At 42.8% G+C, this 17313-nt stretch carries 29 protein-coding genes; all 29 read left to right on the top strand.

Features of this window, described 5'->3' with window-relative positions; all coding sequences use genetic code 11:
* Positions 1 to 251 precede the first annotated feature (251 nt).
* Positions 252 to 1280, top strand: a complete 1029-nt coding sequence (locus Q0895_RS03090) for a rod shape-determining protein (RefSeq protein WP_058368256.1) — start codon at positions 252 to 254, stop codon at positions 1278 to 1280.
* Between the two features lie 196 nt (positions 1281 to 1476).
* Entirely contained in the window at positions 1477 to 2343 is an 867-nt protein-coding gene (mreC, locus tag Q0895_RS03085) for a rod shape-determining protein MreC (protein WP_299185439.1), read from the top strand.
* 22 nt (positions 2344 to 2365) lie between these two features.
* Complete coding sequence (gene mreD / locus Q0895_RS03080) at positions 2366 to 2851, top strand: rod shape-determining protein MreD (protein WP_299185437.1); 486 nt, start codon at positions 2366 to 2368, stop codon at positions 2849 to 2851.
* Positions 2852 to 2910: 59 nt separating this feature from the next.
* Positions 2911 to 3594 carry a Maf family protein gene (locus Q0895_RS03075; RefSeq protein ID WP_299185436.1) on the top strand — a complete coding sequence of 228 codons (684 nt, stop codon included), beginning with the start codon at positions 2911 to 2913 and terminating at the stop codon, positions 3592 to 3594.
* Between the two features lie 167 nt (positions 3595 to 3761).
* A complete protein-coding gene (locus tag Q0895_RS03070; protein WP_299185434.1) occupies positions 3762 to 5357 on the top strand; it encodes an Rne/Rng family ribonuclease in 1596 nt (531 codons plus the stop codon).
* 388 nt (positions 5358 to 5745) lie between these two features.
* Complete coding sequence (gene rpsJ, locus Q0895_RS03065) at positions 5746 to 6057, top strand: 30S ribosomal protein S10 (protein WP_010196670.1); 312 nt, start codon at positions 5746 to 5748, stop codon at positions 6055 to 6057.
* Positions 6058 to 6106: 49 nt separating this feature from the next.
* Entirely contained in the window at positions 6107 to 6745 is a 639-nt protein-coding gene (rplC, locus tag Q0895_RS03060; RefSeq protein WP_058368261.1) for a 50S ribosomal protein L3, read from the top strand.
* A gap of 14 nt (positions 6746 to 6759) precedes the next feature.
* The gene (gene rplD, locus Q0895_RS03055) at positions 6760 to 7362 is read left to right on the top strand and encodes a 50S ribosomal protein L4 (RefSeq protein ID WP_058368262.1); all 603 of its coding nucleotides are present in this window, start codon (positions 6760 to 6762) and stop codon (positions 7360 to 7362) included.
* Positions 7359 to 7709 (top strand): 50S ribosomal protein L23, encoded by a 351-nt coding sequence (gene rplW, locus Q0895_RS03050; RefSeq protein ID WP_058368263.1) that lies wholly within the window; start codon positions 7359 to 7361, stop codon positions 7707 to 7709. Before rplD ends, rplW begins: the two co-directional genes overlap by 4 nt.
* 11 nt (positions 7710 to 7720) lie before the next feature.
* On the top strand, positions 7721 to 8551 hold the full coding sequence (gene rplB, locus Q0895_RS03045; protein ID WP_299185430.1) for a 50S ribosomal protein L2: 831 nt from the start codon (positions 7721 to 7723) through the stop codon (positions 8549 to 8551).
* A 12-nt stretch (positions 8552 to 8563) separates the two neighbouring features.
* On the top strand, positions 8564 to 8839 hold the full coding sequence (rpsS, locus tag Q0895_RS03040; RefSeq protein ID WP_058368265.1) for a 30S ribosomal protein S19: 276 nt from the start codon (positions 8564 to 8566) through the stop codon (positions 8837 to 8839).
* A gap of 10 nt (positions 8840 to 8849) precedes the next feature.
* The gene (gene rplV / locus Q0895_RS03035; protein ID WP_021813373.1) at positions 8850 to 9179 is read left to right on the top strand and encodes a 50S ribosomal protein L22; all 330 of its coding nucleotides are present in this window, start codon (positions 8850 to 8852) and stop codon (positions 9177 to 9179) included.
* Positions 9180 to 9182: 3 nt separating this feature from the next.
* Positions 9183 to 9905 carry a 30S ribosomal protein S3 gene (gene rpsC / locus Q0895_RS03030; RefSeq protein WP_299185429.1) on the top strand — a complete coding sequence of 241 codons (723 nt, stop codon included), beginning with the start codon at positions 9183 to 9185 and terminating at the stop codon, positions 9903 to 9905.
* 3 nt (positions 9906 to 9908) lie between these two features.
* Complete coding sequence (gene rplP, locus Q0895_RS03025) at positions 9909 to 10322, top strand: 50S ribosomal protein L16 (protein WP_025644399.1); 414 nt, start codon at positions 9909 to 9911, stop codon at positions 10320 to 10322.
* Complete coding sequence (gene rpmC / locus Q0895_RS03020; RefSeq protein ID WP_010196696.1) at positions 10322 to 10519, top strand: 50S ribosomal protein L29; 198 nt, start codon at positions 10322 to 10324, stop codon at positions 10517 to 10519. Before rplP ends, rpmC begins: the two co-directional genes overlap by 1 nt.
* Positions 10516 to 10791: a 30S ribosomal protein S17 gene (rpsQ, locus tag Q0895_RS03015; RefSeq protein ID WP_021813375.1), complete on the top strand. Its 276-nt coding sequence runs from the start codon at positions 10516 to 10518 to the stop codon at positions 10789 to 10791. Before rpmC ends, rpsQ begins: the two co-directional genes overlap by 4 nt.
* Positions 10792 to 10972: 181 nt before the next feature.
* Entirely contained in the window at positions 10973 to 11341 is a 369-nt protein-coding gene (gene rplN / locus Q0895_RS03010) for a 50S ribosomal protein L14 (protein WP_010196702.1), read from the top strand.
* Positions 11342 to 11349: 8 nt separating this feature from the next.
* Complete coding sequence (rplX, locus tag Q0895_RS03005; protein WP_299185427.1) at positions 11350 to 11667, top strand: 50S ribosomal protein L24; 318 nt, start codon at positions 11350 to 11352, stop codon at positions 11665 to 11667.
* A gap of 21 nt (positions 11668 to 11688) precedes the next feature.
* On the top strand, positions 11689 to 12225 hold the full coding sequence (gene rplE, locus Q0895_RS03000) for a 50S ribosomal protein L5 (protein WP_058368269.1): 537 nt from the start codon (positions 11689 to 11691) through the stop codon (positions 12223 to 12225).
* A 12-nt stretch (positions 12226 to 12237) separates the two neighbouring features.
* Positions 12238 to 12543 carry a 30S ribosomal protein S14 gene (gene rpsN / locus Q0895_RS02995; RefSeq protein WP_058368270.1) on the top strand — a complete coding sequence of 102 codons (306 nt, stop codon included), beginning with the start codon at positions 12238 to 12240 and terminating at the stop codon, positions 12541 to 12543.
* A gap of 11 nt (positions 12544 to 12554) precedes the next feature.
* Entirely contained in the window at positions 12555 to 12953 is a 399-nt protein-coding gene (gene rpsH, locus Q0895_RS02990) for a 30S ribosomal protein S8 (protein ID WP_299185422.1), read from the top strand.
* A gap of 205 nt (positions 12954 to 13158) precedes the next feature.
* The gene (gene rplF, locus Q0895_RS02985) at positions 13159 to 13692 is read left to right on the top strand and encodes a 50S ribosomal protein L6 (protein ID WP_299185421.1); all 534 of its coding nucleotides are present in this window, start codon (positions 13159 to 13161) and stop codon (positions 13690 to 13692) included.
* Positions 13693 to 13703: 11 nt separating this feature from the next.
* Complete coding sequence (gene rplR / locus Q0895_RS02980) at positions 13704 to 14054, top strand: 50S ribosomal protein L18 (RefSeq protein ID WP_058368273.1); 351 nt, start codon at positions 13704 to 13706, stop codon at positions 14052 to 14054.
* Between the two features lie 2 nt (positions 14055 to 14056).
* On the top strand, positions 14057 to 14563 hold the full coding sequence (gene rpsE, locus Q0895_RS02975) for a 30S ribosomal protein S5 (RefSeq protein ID WP_299185418.1): 507 nt from the start codon (positions 14057 to 14059) through the stop codon (positions 14561 to 14563).
* Positions 14564 to 14583: 20 nt separating this feature from the next.
* The gene (gene rpmD, locus Q0895_RS02970) at positions 14584 to 14763 is read left to right on the top strand and encodes a 50S ribosomal protein L30 (RefSeq protein ID WP_058368275.1); all 180 of its coding nucleotides are present in this window, start codon (positions 14584 to 14586) and stop codon (positions 14761 to 14763) included.
* Complete coding sequence (gene rplO / locus Q0895_RS02965; RefSeq protein WP_299185414.1) at positions 14763 to 15203, top strand: 50S ribosomal protein L15; 441 nt, start codon at positions 14763 to 14765, stop codon at positions 15201 to 15203. Before rpmD ends, rplO begins: the two co-directional genes overlap by 1 nt.
* 19 nt (positions 15204 to 15222) lie before the next feature.
* The gene (gene secY / locus Q0895_RS02960) at positions 15223 to 16554 is read left to right on the top strand and encodes a preprotein translocase subunit SecY (RefSeq protein WP_178379383.1); all 1332 of its coding nucleotides are present in this window, start codon (positions 15223 to 15225) and stop codon (positions 16552 to 16554) included.
* A gap of 30 nt (positions 16555 to 16584) precedes the next feature.
* Positions 16585 to 16701, top strand: a complete 117-nt coding sequence (rpmJ, locus tag Q0895_RS02955) for a 50S ribosomal protein L36 (RefSeq protein ID WP_011279805.1) — start codon at positions 16585 to 16587, stop codon at positions 16699 to 16701.
* A gap of 252 nt (positions 16702 to 16953) precedes the next feature.
* Entirely contained in the window at positions 16954 to 17310 is a 357-nt protein-coding gene (gene rpsM, locus Q0895_RS02950; protein ID WP_299185413.1) for a 30S ribosomal protein S13, read from the top strand.
* The last annotated feature ends 3 nt before the right edge of the window (positions 17311 to 17313 follow it).

Raw genomic sequence — 17313 nt, 5'->3', positions numbered from 1 at the left:
AAAGCCACTGATATCTAACCATCAAATTCTATTTTTTGATTAAAGAATACTTACTTTACAGTGTAAATAACGATGTTTTTTTTGAGACTATATCGGTATAATTTATCTCACTTTTAGTTTCTAGTCAGTATTGTATGGTTAAGATCTGTCGCAAAGATACGTTTTTGCTCGTCTGAGTCTTTAATTATAATCTACTCGATACTGACAAGCATCGTCTCAGTCCTCTCATTTGTAAGCCGCTGGATATATTAATGAACCCGTTTGGATTTTTATCAAATAATATCGCTATCGACCTTGGTACTGCGAATACCTTAATCTTTATTCCTAATAAAGGCGTAGTGCTCGATGAGCCTACAGTGGTCGCTTTACGTAGCAACCGTACGCAAAACCCGACCGTCGCGGCTGTCGGTATTGATGCCAAGCAAATGCTTGGTCGCACACCTGCCAACATTACCGCCATTCGCCCATTAAAAGATGGGGTTATCGCTGACTTTGAAGTAACCCAAAAGATGCTAAAGCATTTTATTACCAAAGTAAAAGCCAAGCGTTTTATGGCACAGCCTAATGTCGTGGTTTGCGTACCTTGCAAGTCGACTTTGGTTGAGCGAAAAGCTATTCGTGAAGCGGTGTCATCGGCGGGCGCTAATAAAGTATTATTATTAGAAGAACCAATGGCGGCGGCTATTGGCGCAGGAATGCCTGTTCACGAGGCCAGTGGTTCAATGGTCGTCGATATCGGTGGCGGTACTACTGAGATTGCTGTTATCGCACTATCTGGCTGTGTGTACGCTGAGTCAATTCGTATCGGCGGCGATATGTTTGATGATGCGATTATTACTCATGTACGCCGTACCCATGGTTGTGTGATTGGTGAAACAACTGCTGAACGTATCAAGCAAGAAGTGGGCTCGGCGCTCAACGAAGAGAGCAACTTAGAGGTGGAAGTTCGAGGCCGTAGTATGGCAGAAGGCGTACCCAAGACGTTTAGTATTAATTCAGAAGAGATCCAAAAAGCATTAAGTGATCCGCTAAGTGGTATTGTCAGCGCTGTAAAAGCGGCACTTGAACAAACCCCGCCTGAGTTGTCATCAGATATCGCTGAGCGCGGTATCGTCCTAACTGGTGGTGGGGCACTGCTACGCGATTTGGACAAACTTATCTCAAAAGAGACTGGTCTACCAGTTACTGTTGCAGAAGACCCACTTACCTGTGTCAGTCGCGGTGGCGGTATTGCGCTCGATTTTATCAATAACAAAAGCTTAAACATGATTTTTGTATAAAGCTTTTATAGTAACTTTAGTTACTTGTAATAGTAATTTTGGTTACTGGTAGATGATAAATCTGAGCTAAAATAAATAACTGAACAAAGGCGGTCAATATGGCTGCCTTTGTCGCATCAACAACTAGCATATGCCATTGTGTTCACGCATAATGGCTTTATACCCCGCGCTGGGTACCGATCAAATTAGATGCCCTATGATTCCAAGTATTTTTGCTCGCCAACCACTCGCACTTCGTAGGACTGCTATTGTATTAATAGTGGCGCTAATCATCATGTGGTTTGATAGCAAAAATCCAGAGTTGTTTAAACCTGTCCGTAGTATCAGTCACGCTGCCATGCAGCCTATCTATGAGTTTTCTTTATTACCAAGCTATGCTGAACACTGGGCGCGCGGTAGCATACAATCAAAAGAAGCTTTACGCCGCGAAAACGTACAGTTAAAGTCGCAACTGATTCATGCAAAAGCAAAGCTTCAGCAGCAAGATTATATTTTGGCGCAAAACGCTCGCTTACAAGGTATTTTGTCAACGACCAAGCCCGACTTATTTGACCTGAACTTAGCACAAGTGATTGGCACAGATACCAATTTACTCAAACAAATCGTAGTGCTCAATAAAGGCGCCAAAGACGGTGTTCAAGTTGGCCAAACGGTGATTGATGAAAATGGTATTTTGGGACAAATTATCAATGCCTATCCCAATACCAGTCGCTTATTGCTTATCACAGACGAGCAGCAATCAGTTGCTGTCACCATCAAGCGTACTGGTCAACGTGCCATCGTCACAGGTGCGGGCATCCCAACTTCACTGAGTCTTAATTACGTGTTCAAAACCTCAGATGTACGTATCGGTGACGAGCTAGTATCCTCTGGTTTGGGCGGCCGTATACCAGCAGGCTACCGCGTTGGCCGTATTACTCGCATTAAAGACACCCAAGCTGACAACTTTAGAATTATCGAGGTGTCACCTACTGCCAATTTTGTTGATAATGCTTATGTACTCATCTTGCAAGATAAGGTAGTGCATCCTAACACTGAATTACCAATACCTGCCAGTCGCTAAATAATCGTTAAGGCAAGCATTCATGGCGTTTTCGAATTCTGAGCATTCATCTAGCAAGATACTTATTGCAATCGTATTAAGCTTTGTGGTTGCCTCATCACCTAGTGTTTACCCATTAAGCCCAAGCATGGCAACATTACGTCCCATGATCATGATGATGGTGCTGATATTTTGGTTGTTGTTTCAGCCACGTTATGTTGGTATTTTTACCGCTTTTACGATTGGAATCATTGCCGACTTATTGATGGATACTCATCTTGGGCAGCAAGCATTTGCAGCGGTCGTCATGGTATTAGCACTTAGAGTCGGTAGTCTTCAAATCAAACAATTGAATACGCTTAGCGCTTGGTTTTTAGCGGCTGTAGGCTTGATTGTATTTCAGCTTACTCTATGGGTGTTGCAGCTAATGACCCAAGGCTTATTCGTTGCACAATCAGGATTGTCTTTATTAATGAGTATCTTAAGTTGGCCTCTCATACTGTTAATATTGCGTGGATTTGCGCGTTAATTTTTAGTTAGCCTATAGCTCAAGCATAGTAAAGTCTTAACAATAATAAGAGGGTAGTAATGAATATTATATTGGCTTCTGGTTCACCGCGTCGTCGTAAGCTTCTAACCAATGCTAAGCTTGAGCTCAATATCATGAGTGTTGATATTGATGAAACTCCCGATGATAATGAGTCTCCAAAAGAGTATATTCAACGCATGATTGCAGCTAAGGCCGATGCGGCTATTGTGCAATTAAAGACAGACTATCAGAATAAGGTTTTTGAATCTTCTCAATCTGCGACATCGGTTATTATTCTAACGGCTGATACTATTGGAGTGTTGCCAGATGGTCACACAGTTCTTGTCAAGCCGGCAGATCGCGCTCATGCTTATCACATGTGGCAGCAAATGTCTGATAGCACTCATCAAGTATGGACTGCTGTCCAAGCAACTTTGGTGTCGTTTACTGACAAAGGAAAAGAGCTATATGACAGATCATTAAAAGCGGTCTGGCAAAAGCAAATCATTGAGTCTACAGATGTGACCTTTGTTCCTTTAACACAAGATATGATGCGTGATTACTGGGACAGTGGTGAGCCAACTGATAAAGCGGGTGGTTATGCTATTCAAGGTTTAGCGGCTGCGTGGGTGACACGTATCAATGGCAGCTATACCAATGTCGTAGGCTTGCCATTAGCGCAAACGCTAGCATTGATTGAGGAGGCAACTAAAGCCTATGAAAACAATCACAAACAAATATAAATACTGTTTATGAAATAAACGAAAAAGTGAGCAGTCACATAATGACACGGCAGGATAGTGGGCAGGGGGATGGGACATTTGTTAGACTGTGATTTTAAAAGACTGCTTTTTATTGTAAAGCCATTTATGATTAATAAGTACCATAAGTAATAAATAAGAGAAAAAATATGTCTGAAGAGCTGCTAATTAATGTCAGTCCGATGGAATGCCGCGTGGCTGTCTTAGATAACGGTGTGCTCGGTGAGATTTATATAGAGCGTCATCATAAATTGGGTTTGGTTGGTAATATCTACTTAGGAACGGTAGTACGCGTATTACCTGGTATGCAAGCAGCATTCGTTGATATCGGTCAATCACGAACCGCGTTCTTACATGTCAATGATATGCAGCGTGAGCCAAAACCTACGCCAAAGAGCAAAAATCAATCTTTTGTAGAGACAGAAGTCATCGCAGATAGTAGCGCAACTCCGGCTGATAGTTTGGGTATGACGCCACCTATTGTCAGTGCTCAGACTACCGAAATCGTACCCGTATCTAATAAGACTCTGATCCAACATCGCCTACACGAAGGACAGCGTATCCTCGTACAAGTGACCAAAGATCAACTAGGCAGTAAAGGCGCCCGCTTAACGACCAATATCTCACTACCATCACGTTATCTTGTATATCTGCCATCAAGCGATCACGTTGGTATCTCTCAGCGTATCGATAGCGAAGACGAGCGTACTCGCTTAAAAACTGAGCTGACAAGTTTAATGCAGACAGTCAGTTTAAAAGGGGGGTTAATTGCTCGTACCGCCGCTGAGCGCGTACCTTTAAATAAGCTCGAAGAAGATATTTATTATCTTGTCCAGTTGTGGCGGACTATTTGCGCGCGCCGCCAAGAGATAAATCATCATCAAAGCTCTGAGCTTATTTATCAAGAGTTATCGTTACCGCTGCGCTCCATACGTGACCTGGTACATGCTGATACTGAAAAAGTCATTATTGATAATGCCCAAGTTTATGAGCAGGTACGGTACTTTGCTAAAGAGTTTGTGCCTTTTATTTATGATCGTATTGTACATTATACCGCTGAGCCAGCATTATTTGATGTGCACCGTGTCGAAGACGATCTACGCGACGCCCTCAAACGCCGTGTTGATCTTAAATCGGGTGGCTATTTAATCATCGATCAGACAGAAGCGATGACCACCATCGATGTCAATACAGGCTCTTTTGTTGGGGGACGCTCATTAGAAGATACCGTCTATAAGACCAATCTTGAAGCCACACATGCCATCGCCCGCCAATTACGCCTGCGTAACCTAGGTGGTATTATCATTCTCGACTTTATCGATATGCTGGAGCAAGAGCATAAGGATGATGTCCTAAGCAGCTTGCAGCAGCAATTGACCGAAGATTATGCCAAAACCAATATCACCCAAGTTAGTGAGCTTGGACTGGTAGAGATGACACGTAAGCGTACGCGTGAATCTTTAGGACAGCAACTGTGCGAGCCTTGCTCTACTTGTCAAGGTCGCGGGTTTGTCAAAACGGCTGAAACCGTTTGTTTTGAGATATTTCGCGAGATGATGCGCTGCGCTCGTACTTATAACTCACCAAAGAAATTCACCGTCGTCGCTCATGCAGCAGTTATTGATTTACTGTTGACCTCAGAAGCAGATACTGTTGCAGATCTTGAGTATTTGCTAGGGAGAGTGATTACATTTGAAGTAGAAAACCTATATACCCAAGAGCAATATGACATTGTTTTAGATTAAGCATTGTCTAAAATATTATTTTAGCTTTCCATAATTTAAAAACGTTATTCTCATAAAAGACGTTTTTATAAGAGCTTGCAATCAGATAAATACTCTGTATAATACACACCACTGAATTATATACGCGCAGCCCATAAAACAGCTGGCGCTATGACAGCTAGAGCATCGTTTCTAGCACTATTTCATTATGCCTTTGCTGACCTCTATACGAATAGGAGGATTGGCGGGGCTTTAAACTATTTTGCTTTTAGCACGCTATAAGTTCCATTAAAGAACTCATTCTGGTTAAGAACAGAAGGCCGCTTTAAGTGAATATTTAACCAAACGGCTTTTGCTCATTTACTTGCAAAGCAAGAATGATCAAGGCACATATTAGGAGCTTGCTGGCATGGCTAACCAGAGAATCCGTATCCGTCTTAAGTCTTTTGATCATCGTTTGATTGATCAATCTGCACAAGAGATCGTCGATACTGCAAAGCGCACCGGTGCGCAAGTTTGTGGTCCTGTACCGTTGCCGACTCGCATTGAGCGCTTCAACGTTCTAACCTCGCCACACGTCAACAAAGATGCTCGTGATCAGTACGAAATTCGTACTCACAAGCGTATGGTTGATATTGTTCAGCCTACTGACAAAACTGTGGACGCGTTAATGAAGTTAGACTTAGCGGCGGGCGTTGACGTTCAAATTGCTTTGGGTTAATGCATATTAAACGCCCAACTCATTAATATAAGATATAAAGAGGTCTAAAATGGCGATCGGTTTAGTCGGTAAAAAATGCGGCATGACCCGTATCTTCACTGAAACAGGTGCCTCTATCCCTGTAACAGTGATTGAGGTTAGTGCAAACCGCATTACTCAATTAAAAAATACTGATGTAGATGGCTATCAAGCCATTCAAATCACCACAGGTACCCGTCGTGACAGCCGCGTAACAGCCGCACAGAAAGGTCACTTCGCAAAGGCTGGCGTTAAAGCTGGTCGTGGTGTTTGGGAATTTCGTGCCAATGATAGCGATCTTGAAGGTCGTGAGATTGGTGGTGAGATCCTAGCTGACTTGTTTGAACAAGGTCAGATGGTTGATGTCACAGGACAGAGTAAAGGTAAAGGCTTTCAAGGCGGCGTAAAGCGTCACAACTTTAGCATGCAAGATGCCACTCATGGTAACTCAGTATCTCATCGCGCCCTTGGTTCAACTGGTCAAAACCAGTCACCAGGTAAAGTATTCAAAGGCAAGAAGATGCCAGGTCAGATGGGTAACAAACGTGTCACCGTTCAAGGCCTAGAAGTGGTTTCGGTTGATGCCGAAAAAGGGTTACTTGTCATCAAGGGTGCTATCCCAGGTGCCACCGGTGGCGACGTTATCGTACGTCCGTCAATCAAAGCCTAAGCAAGGGGATTAACGTGGATTTAAAAACAGTTACAGGTGCGGCGGTTGAGCTTTCTGATACGGCTTTTGGTCGTGAATTCAACGAAGCATTAGTGCATCAAGTCGTCACTGCATATCTTGCAGGTGCTCGTCAAGGTACACGTGCGCAAAAGACCCGTGCCGAAGTTTCTGGCGGTGGCATCAAGCCATGGCGCCAAAAAGGTACTGGTCGCGCTCGTGCAGGTTCTATTCGTAGTCCAATCTGGCGTTCTGGTGGTCGTGCATTTGCTGCAAAACCACAAGACTGGTCACAAAAAGTTAACCGCAAAATGTATCGCGGTGCTATGCAGTGCATCTTAGCCGAATTGGTACGTCAAGAGCGTCTGATCTTGGTTGAAGAATTAAGTATCTCTGCTCCTAAGACCAAAGAGCTGATTGCAAAGTTAAGTGAACTAAATGCACCTCGTGCACTTATCGTTACTAAAGAAGTTGACGAAAACTTATACTTAGCCGCTCGCAACATTCCACATGTCAATGTACTAGGTACATCTGAAGTGGATCCAGTGAGTTTGATCGCATTTGATAAAGTGGTCATGTCAGTTGAAGCTGCGAAACAATTTGAGGAAGCACTAGCATGAATAACGCAAGACTTTATCAGGTCTTAAGAGGGCCTGTCTTCTCAGAAAAATCTCAAATGCTTGGTGACTCACTTGGTGTACAGGTATTTAAAGTTGACTCTAACGCTACTAAGCTTGAAGTCAAAAAAGCAGTTGAGTTGATGTTTGAAGGTGTTGAAGTTACTAAAGTGAACACTTTGAATGTTAAAGGTAAGACAAAGCGTTTTGGTAAGAGTATTGGCCGTCGTAATGACTATAAAAAAGCCTATGTTACCTTAAAAGCTGGTCAAGATGTACAAATGGCTGATGCTGGTGAAGAAGTTGCAAGCGCGACTGAATCTACTAGTGAAACAGCGAACAACGAATAAGGATTACAATCATGCCTATCGTAAAAGCAAAGCCAACATCACCAGGCCGTCGTTTTGTTGAAAAAGTGGTGCATCCACACCTTTACAAAGGTCGTCCTTATGCAGCACTTGTCGAATCAAAAAGTAAGTCAGGTGGTCGTAACAATAATGGTCGCATAACGACTCGCCACGTTGGCGGTGGTCATAAGCATCATTATCGTATTATTGACTTTAAGCGTACTAAAGACAATATTCCAGCTGTGGTTGAGCGTATCGAATACGATCCTAACCGTACTGCACATATTGCATTACTTAAATACGCTGATGGCGAACGTCGTTACATCATCGCTGCTAAAAAACAAGCAGTTGGTGACACAGTAATGTCAGGTGAAACTTCACCAATTCGTCCAGGTAACTGCCTACCGCTTAAAAACATCCCATTGGGTACTGTGATTCACAATATCGAGCTTAAAATCGGTAAAGGTGCACAGATGGCTCGTTCTGCGGGTGCAAGCGTACAGTTACTAGGTCGTGATGGCATTTATGCGATTCTTCGTATGCGTTCTGGCGAAACTCGTCGTGTACACGTTAACTGCCGTGCAGTTATCGGTGAAGTTTCTAACACCGAAAACAACCTAAAATCACTTGGTAAAGCCGGTGCTTCACGTTGGCGTGGTGTTCGTCCTACGGTTCGTGGTGTTGCGATGAACCCAGTTGATCACCCACATGGTGGTGGTGAAGGTCGTAATAAAGGGCGCCATCCAACTAGCCCTTGGGGTCAGAAGTCTAAAGGACTTAAAACGCGTCACAATAAGCGTACTGACAATATGATCATCCGTCGCCGTCGCGCCAAGAAGAAATAAAGGAAGAATCTCATGCCTCGTTCATTGAAAAAAGGTCCATTCATAGACGCGCATCTGTTTGCTAAAGTTGAAAATGCTATCGACACCAACTCACGCAAACCCATTAAAACTTGGTCGCGCCGCTCGATGATTCTGCCACAAATGGTTGGCCTAACTTTATCTGTTCATAATGGCCGTACTCATGTACCGGTTATCGTAAGTGAGCAGATGGTTGGTCATAAACTAGGTGAATTTGCCCCGACTCGTACATATCGTGGTCATGGCATTGACAAAAAAGCTAAGAGATAAGGTGCTTACCATGGAAGTAACTGCAAAATTACGCGGTGCCGCCATATCGGCACAAAAAGTTAGACTCGTTGCTGATGAAGTTCGCGGCAAATCTATTGAGCGTGCTTTGGATATCCTAACGTATAGCAATAAAAAAGGCGCTGTGTTTGTTAAGAAATGCCTTAATTCAGCCATCGCCAATGCCGAACATAATCATGGCTTAGATATTGACGACCTAAAAGTCGCTACTATCTACGTTGATGAAGGCATTACGCTAAAGCGTATCCTACCACGTGCTAAAGGTCGTGCTGATCGTATCAGTAAGCGTACCTGTCACATCACTATAAAGGTAGGAGAATAAGTTATGGGTCAAAAAGTACATCCAATCGGAATTCGTCTTGGTGTTGTAAAAAAGCATAATGCAAATTGGTATGCTAACCCTAAACAATACTCAGAATACCTAATCAACGACATCCAAGTTCGTGAGTATCTTCGCAAAAAGCTAGACAATGCTATGATCAGTAATATTATGATCGAGCGTCCTACTGGTGCTGCTAAGATTACAATCTCTACTGCGCGTCCTGGCATTGTGATTGGTAAAAAAGGCGAAGATATCGAAAAACTTCAAAAAGAATTGACCAAAATTATGGGCGTACCTGCTCAGGTCAACATTGAAGAAATCACATCGCCTGATCTTGACGCACGTTTGGTAGCAGACGGTATTGGTAGCCAGCTTGAGCGCCGTGTTATGTTCCGTCGTGCGATGAAGCGCGCTGTACAAAACAGCATGCGTTCTGGTGCTAAAGGTATTAAAGTTGAGCTGTCTGGCCGTCTTGGCGGTGCTGAAATTGCTCGTACTGAATGGTACCGTGAAGGTCGTGTGCCATTGCATACACTCCGTGCTGATATTGACTATGCGTCAATTCGTGCAGAGACAACTTACGGCACCATCGGTGTTAAAGTTTGGATTTTCCGCGGAGAGATCCTTGACGGTATGAACAGTGTGTATAATCCCGTCAACGAAGAGAAGCCTCGTGCGCCAAAACGCCGTGGTCGTGGAAACCGTCGAAACTCAGACAGAGGTTAAACTATGTTACAGCCAAAACGTACCAAGTTTCGTAAAATGCACAAAGGTCGTAACACTGGGCTCGCTCATCGTGGAAGCACCGTTGCATTCGGACAAATTGGTCTAAAATCATTGACGCGTGGTCGTATGACAGCTCGTCAAATTGAAGCAGCACGTCGTACCATTACTCGTAAGATTAAACGTGGTGGTAAGATTTGGATTCGTGTATTCCCAGACAAACCAATTACCAACAAGCCATTAGAAGTACGTATGGGTAAAGGTAAAGGTCCTGTCGAGTATTGGGTATGTGAAATCAAGCCTGGTAAAGTGCTATATGAAATCGAAGGGGTTTCAGAAGAGCTTGCTCGCGATGCCTTAACGCTTGCTGCAGCAAAACTGCCCTTTAAAACTACCATTGTTAAGCGGACGATAATGTAATGAAGATCAGTGAATTACGTGATAAATCATTAGAAGAACTGACCCAGTTACTTGATGAAAAGCAACTTGATGCTTTCCGTATTCGTATGGCTAAAGCAACTGGTCAGTTGGGTAATACCCATGAAGTCAGAGGCAATCGTCGTACGATTGCTCAGATTCAGACTTTGATTAACGAGAAACAACGAGGCGACTCATGAGCGATAACAATCAAACAGCTACTAATGCTAGCGTATTGACAGGACGAGTTGTCAGCGACAAGATGGACAAGTCCATCACGGTTTTGATTGAGCGTCTGGTTCGTCATCCTTTGTATGGCAAACAGCTTCGTCGTTCTACGAAAATCAAAGCCCATGATGAGAATAATGTTTGCCAACAAGGCGACCTTGTCCGCATCAAAGAAACGCGTCCAATCTCAAAAACTAAGTCTTGGACTTTAGTTGATGTGGTTGAAAAAGTAGAAAAAATCTAAGTAAATTGCATTAAAGGCCAGAAGCTGTTAAAATAGCCGCCTTTTTAAGGATGCTGATTGCGCCCGTCGTATATCACTCACATTAAGGGTTAGGTGCGGCTATTTACATTAAAATGCCGTCTACTCATACTGTGCTAGCGGCAGCAACTGGTTTTTTTGCTCATACGTGTGGAGTAACGCTATGATTCAGGTTGAGTCAATGCTGGAAGTTGCAGACAATAGCGGTGCAAGGCGAGTTCAGTGCATTAAAGTACTGGGTGGATCTCATCGTCGTTATGCATCAGTTGGCGACATTATTAAAGTAACGGTTAAAGAAGCCATTCCTCGTGGTCGTGTTAAAAAAGGCGACGTGATGAATGCAGTAGTTGTACGTACCAAGAAAGGCGTTCGTCGTCCTGATGGTTCAGTTCTACGTTTTGATGACAATGCTGCGGTATTGCTCAACCAAAACAAGGCACCGATTGCAACTCGTATTTTTGGACCGGTAACTCGTGAACTACGTGGTGATCAGTTTATGAAAATTGTATCACTAGCACCAGAAGTATTGTGAGGTAATCCATGTCAAAATTACGTAAAGGCGATACAGTTATCGTGATTGCTGGGAAAGATAAAGGCAAGCAAGGTACTGTACAAGCTGTAAAAAATGATCGTATTAAAGTAGAAGGCATTAACATTGTCACTAAACATCAGAAGCCAAATCAGGCAACTGGCGTTGAAGGTGGTATCGTTAAGCAAGAAGCTTTTTTGCATATTTCAAATGTCGCAATCTTAAATGCGCAAACCCAAAAAGCAGACCGTATTGCTTATCAATTCGGCGAAGACGGCAAAAAACAACGCGTCTATCGTTCGAATGGTGAAGTAGTGGCGACTGCGTAAGACACTAAGGGTGTAATGGTAATGGCAAGATTAAAATCTTTATATAACGATAAACTAAAGCAGCAAATTAAAGAAGAGCTTGGTTTAGACAACGTGATGCAAGTGCCTAAAATCACTAAAGTCACACTTAATATGGGTGTAGGCGGTGCGTCTCAAGACAAGAAATTGCTTGAAGGTGCTGTATCTGACATGACTGCAATTGCTGGTCAAAAGCCTGTTGTCACCAAAGCGCGTAAGTCAGTTGCTGGCTTTAAAATTCGTGAAGAATGGCCGATTGGCTGTAAAGTAACGCTACGCGGTGAGCAAATGTACGAATTTTTAGATCGTCTCATTGCCATTGCAATTCCTCGTATTCGCGATTTCCGTGGTTTTTCACCTAAAGCCTTTGACGGACGTGGTAACTACTCATTGGGTATCAAAGAACAAATCGTATTCCCAGAAGTAGACTTTGATAAGATTGATCGTATTCGTGGTATGGATGTGACTATCACTACGTCAGCTGGTACTGATGAAGAAGGTCGTGCGTTACTTAAAGCATTCGGCTTCCCATTTAAATAAGGTAAAGACGTTATGGCAAAAAAGAGCATGATTAACCGCGAATTAAAGCGCGAAAAAATGGTTGCTAAATATGCAGAAAAGCGTATTAAGTTAAAAGAAACCATCAGTGATATGAATGCAAGTGACGAAGAGCGTATGGATGCAATGTTAGAGCTACAAGCTCTACCACGTAATTCATCGCCAGTACGTCTGCGCAATCGTTGTGCTATCACCGGTCGTCCTCATGGCTACTTCCGTAAGTTTGGCTTATCACGCAATATGTTGCGTGAACGAGTCATGCAAGGCGATGTGCCTGGTGTTCGTAAAGCAAGCTGGTAAGGGGTAATTACATGAGTATGCAAGATACCGTTGGAGATATGCTAACCCGTATCCGTAACGCACAAATGGCTAACAAAGTATCCGTAGCGATGCCAAGTTCAAAGCTACGTAAATCAATTGCTGATTTATTAGTTAGTGAAGGTTATGTAGCAAGTGCTGTTGTGACTGAAGAAGACAACAATAAAGCGACACTTACTATTGAATTAAAATACTTCGAAGGCCGCGCTGTCATCGAAACCATTCAGCGTTATAGTCGTCCTGGTTTGCGCCAGCATCGCGGCAAAGACGCTATCCCTACTGTTAAACAAGGTATGGGTGTTGCTATCGTATCAACCAGTCAAGGCATCATGAGTGATCGTGCTGCTCGCGCTGCTGGTATCGGTGGCGAGATCGTTGCATTTGTTGCATAAAAACAAGGTAACGATAAGACCTATTTGAATCCTACTTAGTTTGATTAATCTATAAAAGATAATTCAAACTAAAGAAAGTCGAGTATCTGACAATTTTACAAAAATTGGATGGTGTTTAACTGGATCAATTATGCTAAACTAGCAGGCTTTTTAGCCTGTTAGTTTTTTCGCTAATATAAGTTTTAATTTTTCAAGGAATATTCCTATGTCTCGTGTGGCTAAAGCCCCAGTGACGCTACCTAGTGGTGTAAGCGTTACTTTGAACGATCGGCAGGTCGAAGTTAAAGGCAAAAATGGCACTATGTCTTTACGCCTGCATGAATTGGTCGAGCTGAAACAGGAAGATGATAATATCATTCTCTCACCTACAGTCGATTCAAAAGAAGCTATGATGCATACTGGCACTATGCGCGCCTTAATTAATAACTATGTTACAGGCGTCAACGAAGGTTTTGAAAAACGTCTTCAGTTGATTGGTGTTGGTTATCGTGCACAAGCTACTGGTAATAAAGTGACCCTAAACGTTGGTTACTCTCATCCAGTAGAGTATACATTACCTGAAGGTGTATCAGCTGAAACGCCAACGCAAACTGAAATTGTTTTAAAATCAAACAATAAACAGCAGCTTGGTCAAGCAGCAGCTAATATCCGTGGTTTCCGCCCACCAGAGCCTTACAAAGGTAAAGGTATTCGTTATAGCGACGAGCGTATCGTTCGTAAAGAAGCTAAGAAAAAATAAGGTGAGTTGAAATGTTTGATAAAAAAGCAGCTCGTCTGCGTCGAGCTAAGAAAACCCGCGCGCATATCCGTTTTTTGGGCGTTCATCGTCTAACGGTTAATCGCACGCCAAAGCACATATATGCCCAGATTATCTCTCCTAACGGTGGTGAAGTGATTGCTCAGGCATCTACCTTGGACGGCAGCTTGCGCTCGGGCGCAACTGGTAACGCTGATGCAGCGACGTCTGTAGGCCAATTGATCGCAGAACGCGCAAAAGCAGCTGGTATTACTAAAGTTGCCTTTGACCGTAGTGGTTTTAAATATCATGGTCGAGTGAAAGCTTTAGCTGAAGCAGCTCGCGAAAATGGATTGGAGTTTTAATCATGGCGAGAAATGATAAAAATGAACAGACCGATGGTCTAGTAGAACGTTTAGTAACTGTTGATCGCGTTGCAAAAGTAGTTAAAGGTGGTCGTATCTTCTCATTCACTGCACTAACTGTAGTTGGTGATGGTAATGGTCGCGTTGGTTTTGGTCGTGGTAAAGCACGTGAAGTGCCAGCCGCTATTCAAAAAGCCCTAGAAGCTGCTAAACGCAATATGATCACTGTTGAGCTTGATGATGCAACTTTATATCATCCAATCAAAGCACGTCATGGTGCAAGTAAAGTCTTTATGCAGCCTGCATCTGAAGGTACCGGTGTAATCGCTGGTGGCGCAATGCGTGCAGTATTAGAAGTTGCGGGTGTCAAAGATGTTTTGACTAAATGTTATGGTTCTACCAATACTGCTAATGTTGTTCGTGCAACGTTTAACGGTTTACGTGATATGTCAACTCCAGAGAAGATGGCAGCGAAACGTGGTAAATCTGTAGACGAAATCTTGGGTTAACTTAAACTAGGTGAGTTACGATGAAAAAAATGAAAGTCACTCAATTTAAATCGGGTGCCCATCGCCTAAAGAGCCACAAAGCGAGCTTGAAAGGATTGGGTTTACGCCGTATTAATCATAGTGTGGTAGTTGAAGATACTCCTTCAACCCGTGGTATGGTAAATCGCGTCAACTACATGGTAAAAGTGGAGGAAGCGTAATGGGACTTAGATTAAATGAATTATCACCAGGTGTTGGCGCAAAGAAAACTGCCCAACGTCGTGGTCGTGGTATCGGTTCAGGTCTTGGTAAGACTGGTGGCCGCGGTGTAAAAGGTCAAAAATCGCGTTCAGGTTCTAGCATTCGCTCAGGATTTGAAGGTGGCCAAATGCCTTTATATCGTCGCCTACCAAAATTCGGTTTTACCAGTAAAATGGCAATGACGACTGCTGAAGTTCGTCTGTCTGAACTGAATAAAATTGAAGGTGATGTAGTTAGTCTAGAAACGCTTAAAGCGGCTAACCTTATCCGTCATGATATGAAGCGTGCCCGTGTTATGTTATCAGGCGAAGTTACTAAAGCTTATACTTTCAAAGGTATTAAAGTAACTAAAGGCGCCAAGCTTGCAATCGAAGCTGCTGGTGGTAGCATCGAGGAGTAGTAACGTGTCAAAACAATCAATGTCATCGTCTGGTATACCACTTAATCCATTTGCCTTCATCCGTAAATATGATGAGCTTTGGACACGTTTATTATTCTTAATCGGCGCATTGATTGTTTATCGTTTAGGGTCACATATTCCAGTACCAGGTATTAATCCGGTCAACTTAGCTGATCTGTTTTCGCGTAACGAAAATACCATACTGAGCATGTTTAACATGTTTTCAGGCGGTGCCTTAGAGCGTATGTCGATTATGGCACTTGGTATTATGCCATATATCTCAGCGTCAATTATCGTACAGATGATGTCGGCAGTAGTACCATCGCTAGAAGCCCTCAAAAAAGAAGGTGAAGCAGGACGACGTAAGCTAAACAAGTATACCCGCCAAGGAACACTTGCTTTGGCTTTAGTACAGTCGTTAGGAATGTGTGCTGGCTTAATCAGTCAGAACTTGACATTATCTACTGGCCTTACCTTTTATATTCCTGCTGTTACTTCATTAGTAGCAGGCGCTATGTTCTTGATGTGGCTAGGTGAGCAGATTACAGAGCGCGGGGTTGGTAACGGTATTTCAATGCTCATTTTTGCAAGTATTGTGGCTGGTACGCCAGGTATGATTTCGCAATCTATTGAACAGGTCAATCAAGGACAAATGAACTTGATTGTGCTATTTATTTTTGTGGTCTTAGGAGTCGCGGTAACAGCTGGTATTGTTTATATTGAGCGAGCTCAGCGCCGTGTACCAGTGAACTATGCTCAAAAACAGCAACAAGGTCGTAAAATCTATGCTCAGCAGCAGTCACATTTGCCGCTTAAGCTAAACATGGCAGGCGTTATCCCTGCTATTTTTGCTAGCTCTTTGTTGTTGTTTCCAGCGAGTTTAGGACAGTGGGTGGGTCACTCAACTGATCCTACTTTTACTCAAAAGATACTACAAAATATGGCCTTGGTATTGTCTCCTGGACAGCCACTGTATCTTGTATTGTTTGGTGCGATGATTATTTTCTTCTGTTATTTTTATACGGCATTGGTATTTAGTCCGCGTGAAGTTGCAGAAAACCTTAAGCGTAGTGGTGCGTATATTCCAGGTATTCGCCCAGGACAGCAAACTCAGCGTTACCTCGATCATGTATTAAACCGATTGACTTTTATTGGTGCGATATACATGACGGTTATTTGTTTAATGCCAATGGTTATTCAATCATCATTTGGAGTGCCATTCAATCTTGGCGGTACATCGTTACTGATTATGGTGGTTGTGGTAATGGATTTCATATCGCAAATTCAAGCGCATTTGATGACCCATCAATATCATGATCAGACGTTAATTCAGTCGCCTACTCAATCTTAAAGAGTAGTGTGATATTTCAAGGAGTATGCTATGAAAGTTCAAGCATCAGTTAAAAAGATTTGTGGTAGCTGTAAAGTTGTGCGCCGTAAAGGTCGTGTACATGTTATTTGCACAGCAGAACCACGCCACAAGCAGCGTCAAGGTTAATAAATAGTAGTTTAGGTGAACATAGCTTTACTATAAATGAAATTAATACTTGAATTATAACGGCGGATGCGATATCATCCGCCACTTGCCGTAGTTTATGCAAAACTTTTATAATGTCGTTAATGAATAGACTTGTTATAGAGTCAAAGCAGTGATAATTATCATAAAAGTTTTCGTATTGACAGCAACAAATCTGAAAAATAATGCCTTATTAACAAGTAACGCTTATTTTTCTTTAATGGAGAGAAATCAATGGCTCGTATTGCCGGCGTAAACATTCCGGATAATAAGCATGCTGTTATTTCACTAACTTACATCTTTGGTATAGGTCGTACCACTGCTCAGAAAATTCTAGAAGCAGTTGGCATTGCCCCTACTACTAAAGTTAGTCAGTTAGATGATACACAGTTAGATGCTATCCGTGCACAAATTGCAAATTACACGACTGAGGGTGACCTTCGTCGTGAAGTGTCGATGAATATCAAGCGTTTGGTAGATCTTGGTTGTTACCGTGGCATTCGTCATCGTCGTAACTTACCAGTTAGAGGTCAGAATACCAAAAACAACGCTCGTACTCGTAAGGGTCCGACACGCCCTCTCAAAAGATAATTA

This window comes from uncultured Psychrobacter sp., assembly GCF_947495825.1.
Classification (GTDB): Bacteria; Pseudomonadota; Gammaproteobacteria; order Pseudomonadales; family Moraxellaceae; genus Psychrobacter.
The sequence above is the reverse complement of the archived record's forward strand: the minus strand, read 5'-3'. Positions and strand labels throughout refer to the sequence as shown.

Excerpts from the sequence above, each read along its gene's own strand:
- rplC (WP_058368261.1), top strand. The coding sequence starts at position 6,107 with ATGGCGATCGGTTTAGTCGGTAAAAAATGCGGCATGACCCGTATCTTC.
- secY (WP_178379383.1), top strand. The coding sequence starts at position 15,223 with ATGTCATCGTCTGGTATACCACTTAATCCATTTGCCTTCATCCGTAAA.
- mreD (WP_299185437.1), top strand. The coding sequence starts at position 2,366 with ATGGCGTTTTCGAATTCTGAGCATTCATCTAGCAAGATACTTATTGCA.
- rpsE (WP_299185418.1), top strand. The coding sequence starts at position 14,057 with ATGGCGAGAAATGATAAAAATGAACAGACCGATGGTCTAGTAGAACGT.
- rpmD (WP_058368275.1), top strand. The coding sequence starts at position 14,584 with ATGAAAAAAATGAAAGTCACTCAATTTAAATCGGGTGCCCATCGCCTA.
- Q0895_RS03075 (WP_299185436.1), top strand. The coding sequence starts at position 2,911 with ATGAATATTATATTGGCTTCTGGTTCACCGCGTCGTCGTAAGCTTCTA.
- Q0895_RS03090 (WP_058368256.1), top strand. The coding sequence starts at position 252 with ATGAACCCGTTTGGATTTTTATCAAATAATATCGCTATCGACCTTGGT.
- rplO (WP_299185414.1), top strand. The coding sequence starts at position 14,763 with ATGGGACTTAGATTAAATGAATTATCACCAGGTGTTGGCGCAAAGAAA.
- rpsH (WP_299185422.1), top strand. The coding sequence starts at position 12,555 with ATGAGTATGCAAGATACCGTTGGAGATATGCTAACCCGTATCCGTAAC.
- rpsM (WP_299185413.1), top strand. The coding sequence starts at position 16,954 with ATGGCTCGTATTGCCGGCGTAAACATTCCGGATAATAAGCATGCTGTT.
- rpmJ (WP_011279805.1), top strand. The coding sequence starts at position 16,585 with ATGAAAGTTCAAGCATCAGTTAAAAAGATTTGTGGTAGCTGTAAAGTT.
- rpsC (WP_299185429.1), top strand. The coding sequence starts at position 9,183 with ATGGGTCAAAAAGTACATCCAATCGGAATTCGTCTTGGTGTTGTAAAA.
- rplR (WP_058368273.1), top strand. The coding sequence starts at position 13,704 with ATGTTTGATAAAAAAGCAGCTCGTCTGCGTCGAGCTAAGAAAACCCGC.
- rpsS (WP_058368265.1), top strand. The coding sequence starts at position 8,564 with ATGCCTCGTTCATTGAAAAAAGGTCCATTCATAGACGCGCATCTGTTT.
- rplV (WP_021813373.1), top strand. The coding sequence starts at position 8,850 with ATGGAAGTAACTGCAAAATTACGCGGTGCCGCCATATCGGCACAAAAA.
- rplE (WP_058368269.1), top strand. The coding sequence starts at position 11,689 with ATGGCAAGATTAAAATCTTTATATAACGATAAACTAAAGCAGCAAATT.
- rplF (WP_299185421.1), top strand. The coding sequence starts at position 13,159 with ATGTCTCGTGTGGCTAAAGCCCCAGTGACGCTACCTAGTGGTGTAAGC.
- mreC (WP_299185439.1), top strand. The coding sequence starts at position 1,477 with ATGATTCCAAGTATTTTTGCTCGCCAACCACTCGCACTTCGTAGGACT.
- rpmC (WP_010196696.1), top strand. The coding sequence starts at position 10,322 with ATGAAGATCAGTGAATTACGTGATAAATCATTAGAAGAACTGACCCAG.
- rplB (WP_299185430.1), top strand. The coding sequence starts at position 7,721 with ATGCCTATCGTAAAAGCAAAGCCAACATCACCAGGCCGTCGTTTTGTT.
- rplX (WP_299185427.1), top strand. The coding sequence starts at position 11,350 with ATGTCAAAATTACGTAAAGGCGATACAGTTATCGTGATTGCTGGGAAA.
- rplN (WP_010196702.1), top strand. The coding sequence starts at position 10,973 with ATGATTCAGGTTGAGTCAATGCTGGAAGTTGCAGACAATAGCGGTGCA.
- Q0895_RS03070 (WP_299185434.1), top strand. The coding sequence starts at position 3,762 with ATGTCTGAAGAGCTGCTAATTAATGTCAGTCCGATGGAATGCCGCGTG.
- rpsN (WP_058368270.1), top strand. The coding sequence starts at position 12,238 with ATGGCAAAAAAGAGCATGATTAACCGCGAATTAAAGCGCGAAAAAATG.
- rplW (WP_058368263.1), top strand. The coding sequence starts at position 7,359 with ATGAATAACGCAAGACTTTATCAGGTCTTAAGAGGGCCTGTCTTCTCA.
- rpsQ (WP_021813375.1), top strand. The coding sequence starts at position 10,516 with ATGAGCGATAACAATCAAACAGCTACTAATGCTAGCGTATTGACAGGA.
- rpsJ (WP_010196670.1), top strand. The coding sequence starts at position 5,746 with ATGGCTAACCAGAGAATCCGTATCCGTCTTAAGTCTTTTGATCATCGT.
- rplP (WP_025644399.1), top strand. The coding sequence starts at position 9,909 with ATGTTACAGCCAAAACGTACCAAGTTTCGTAAAATGCACAAAGGTCGT.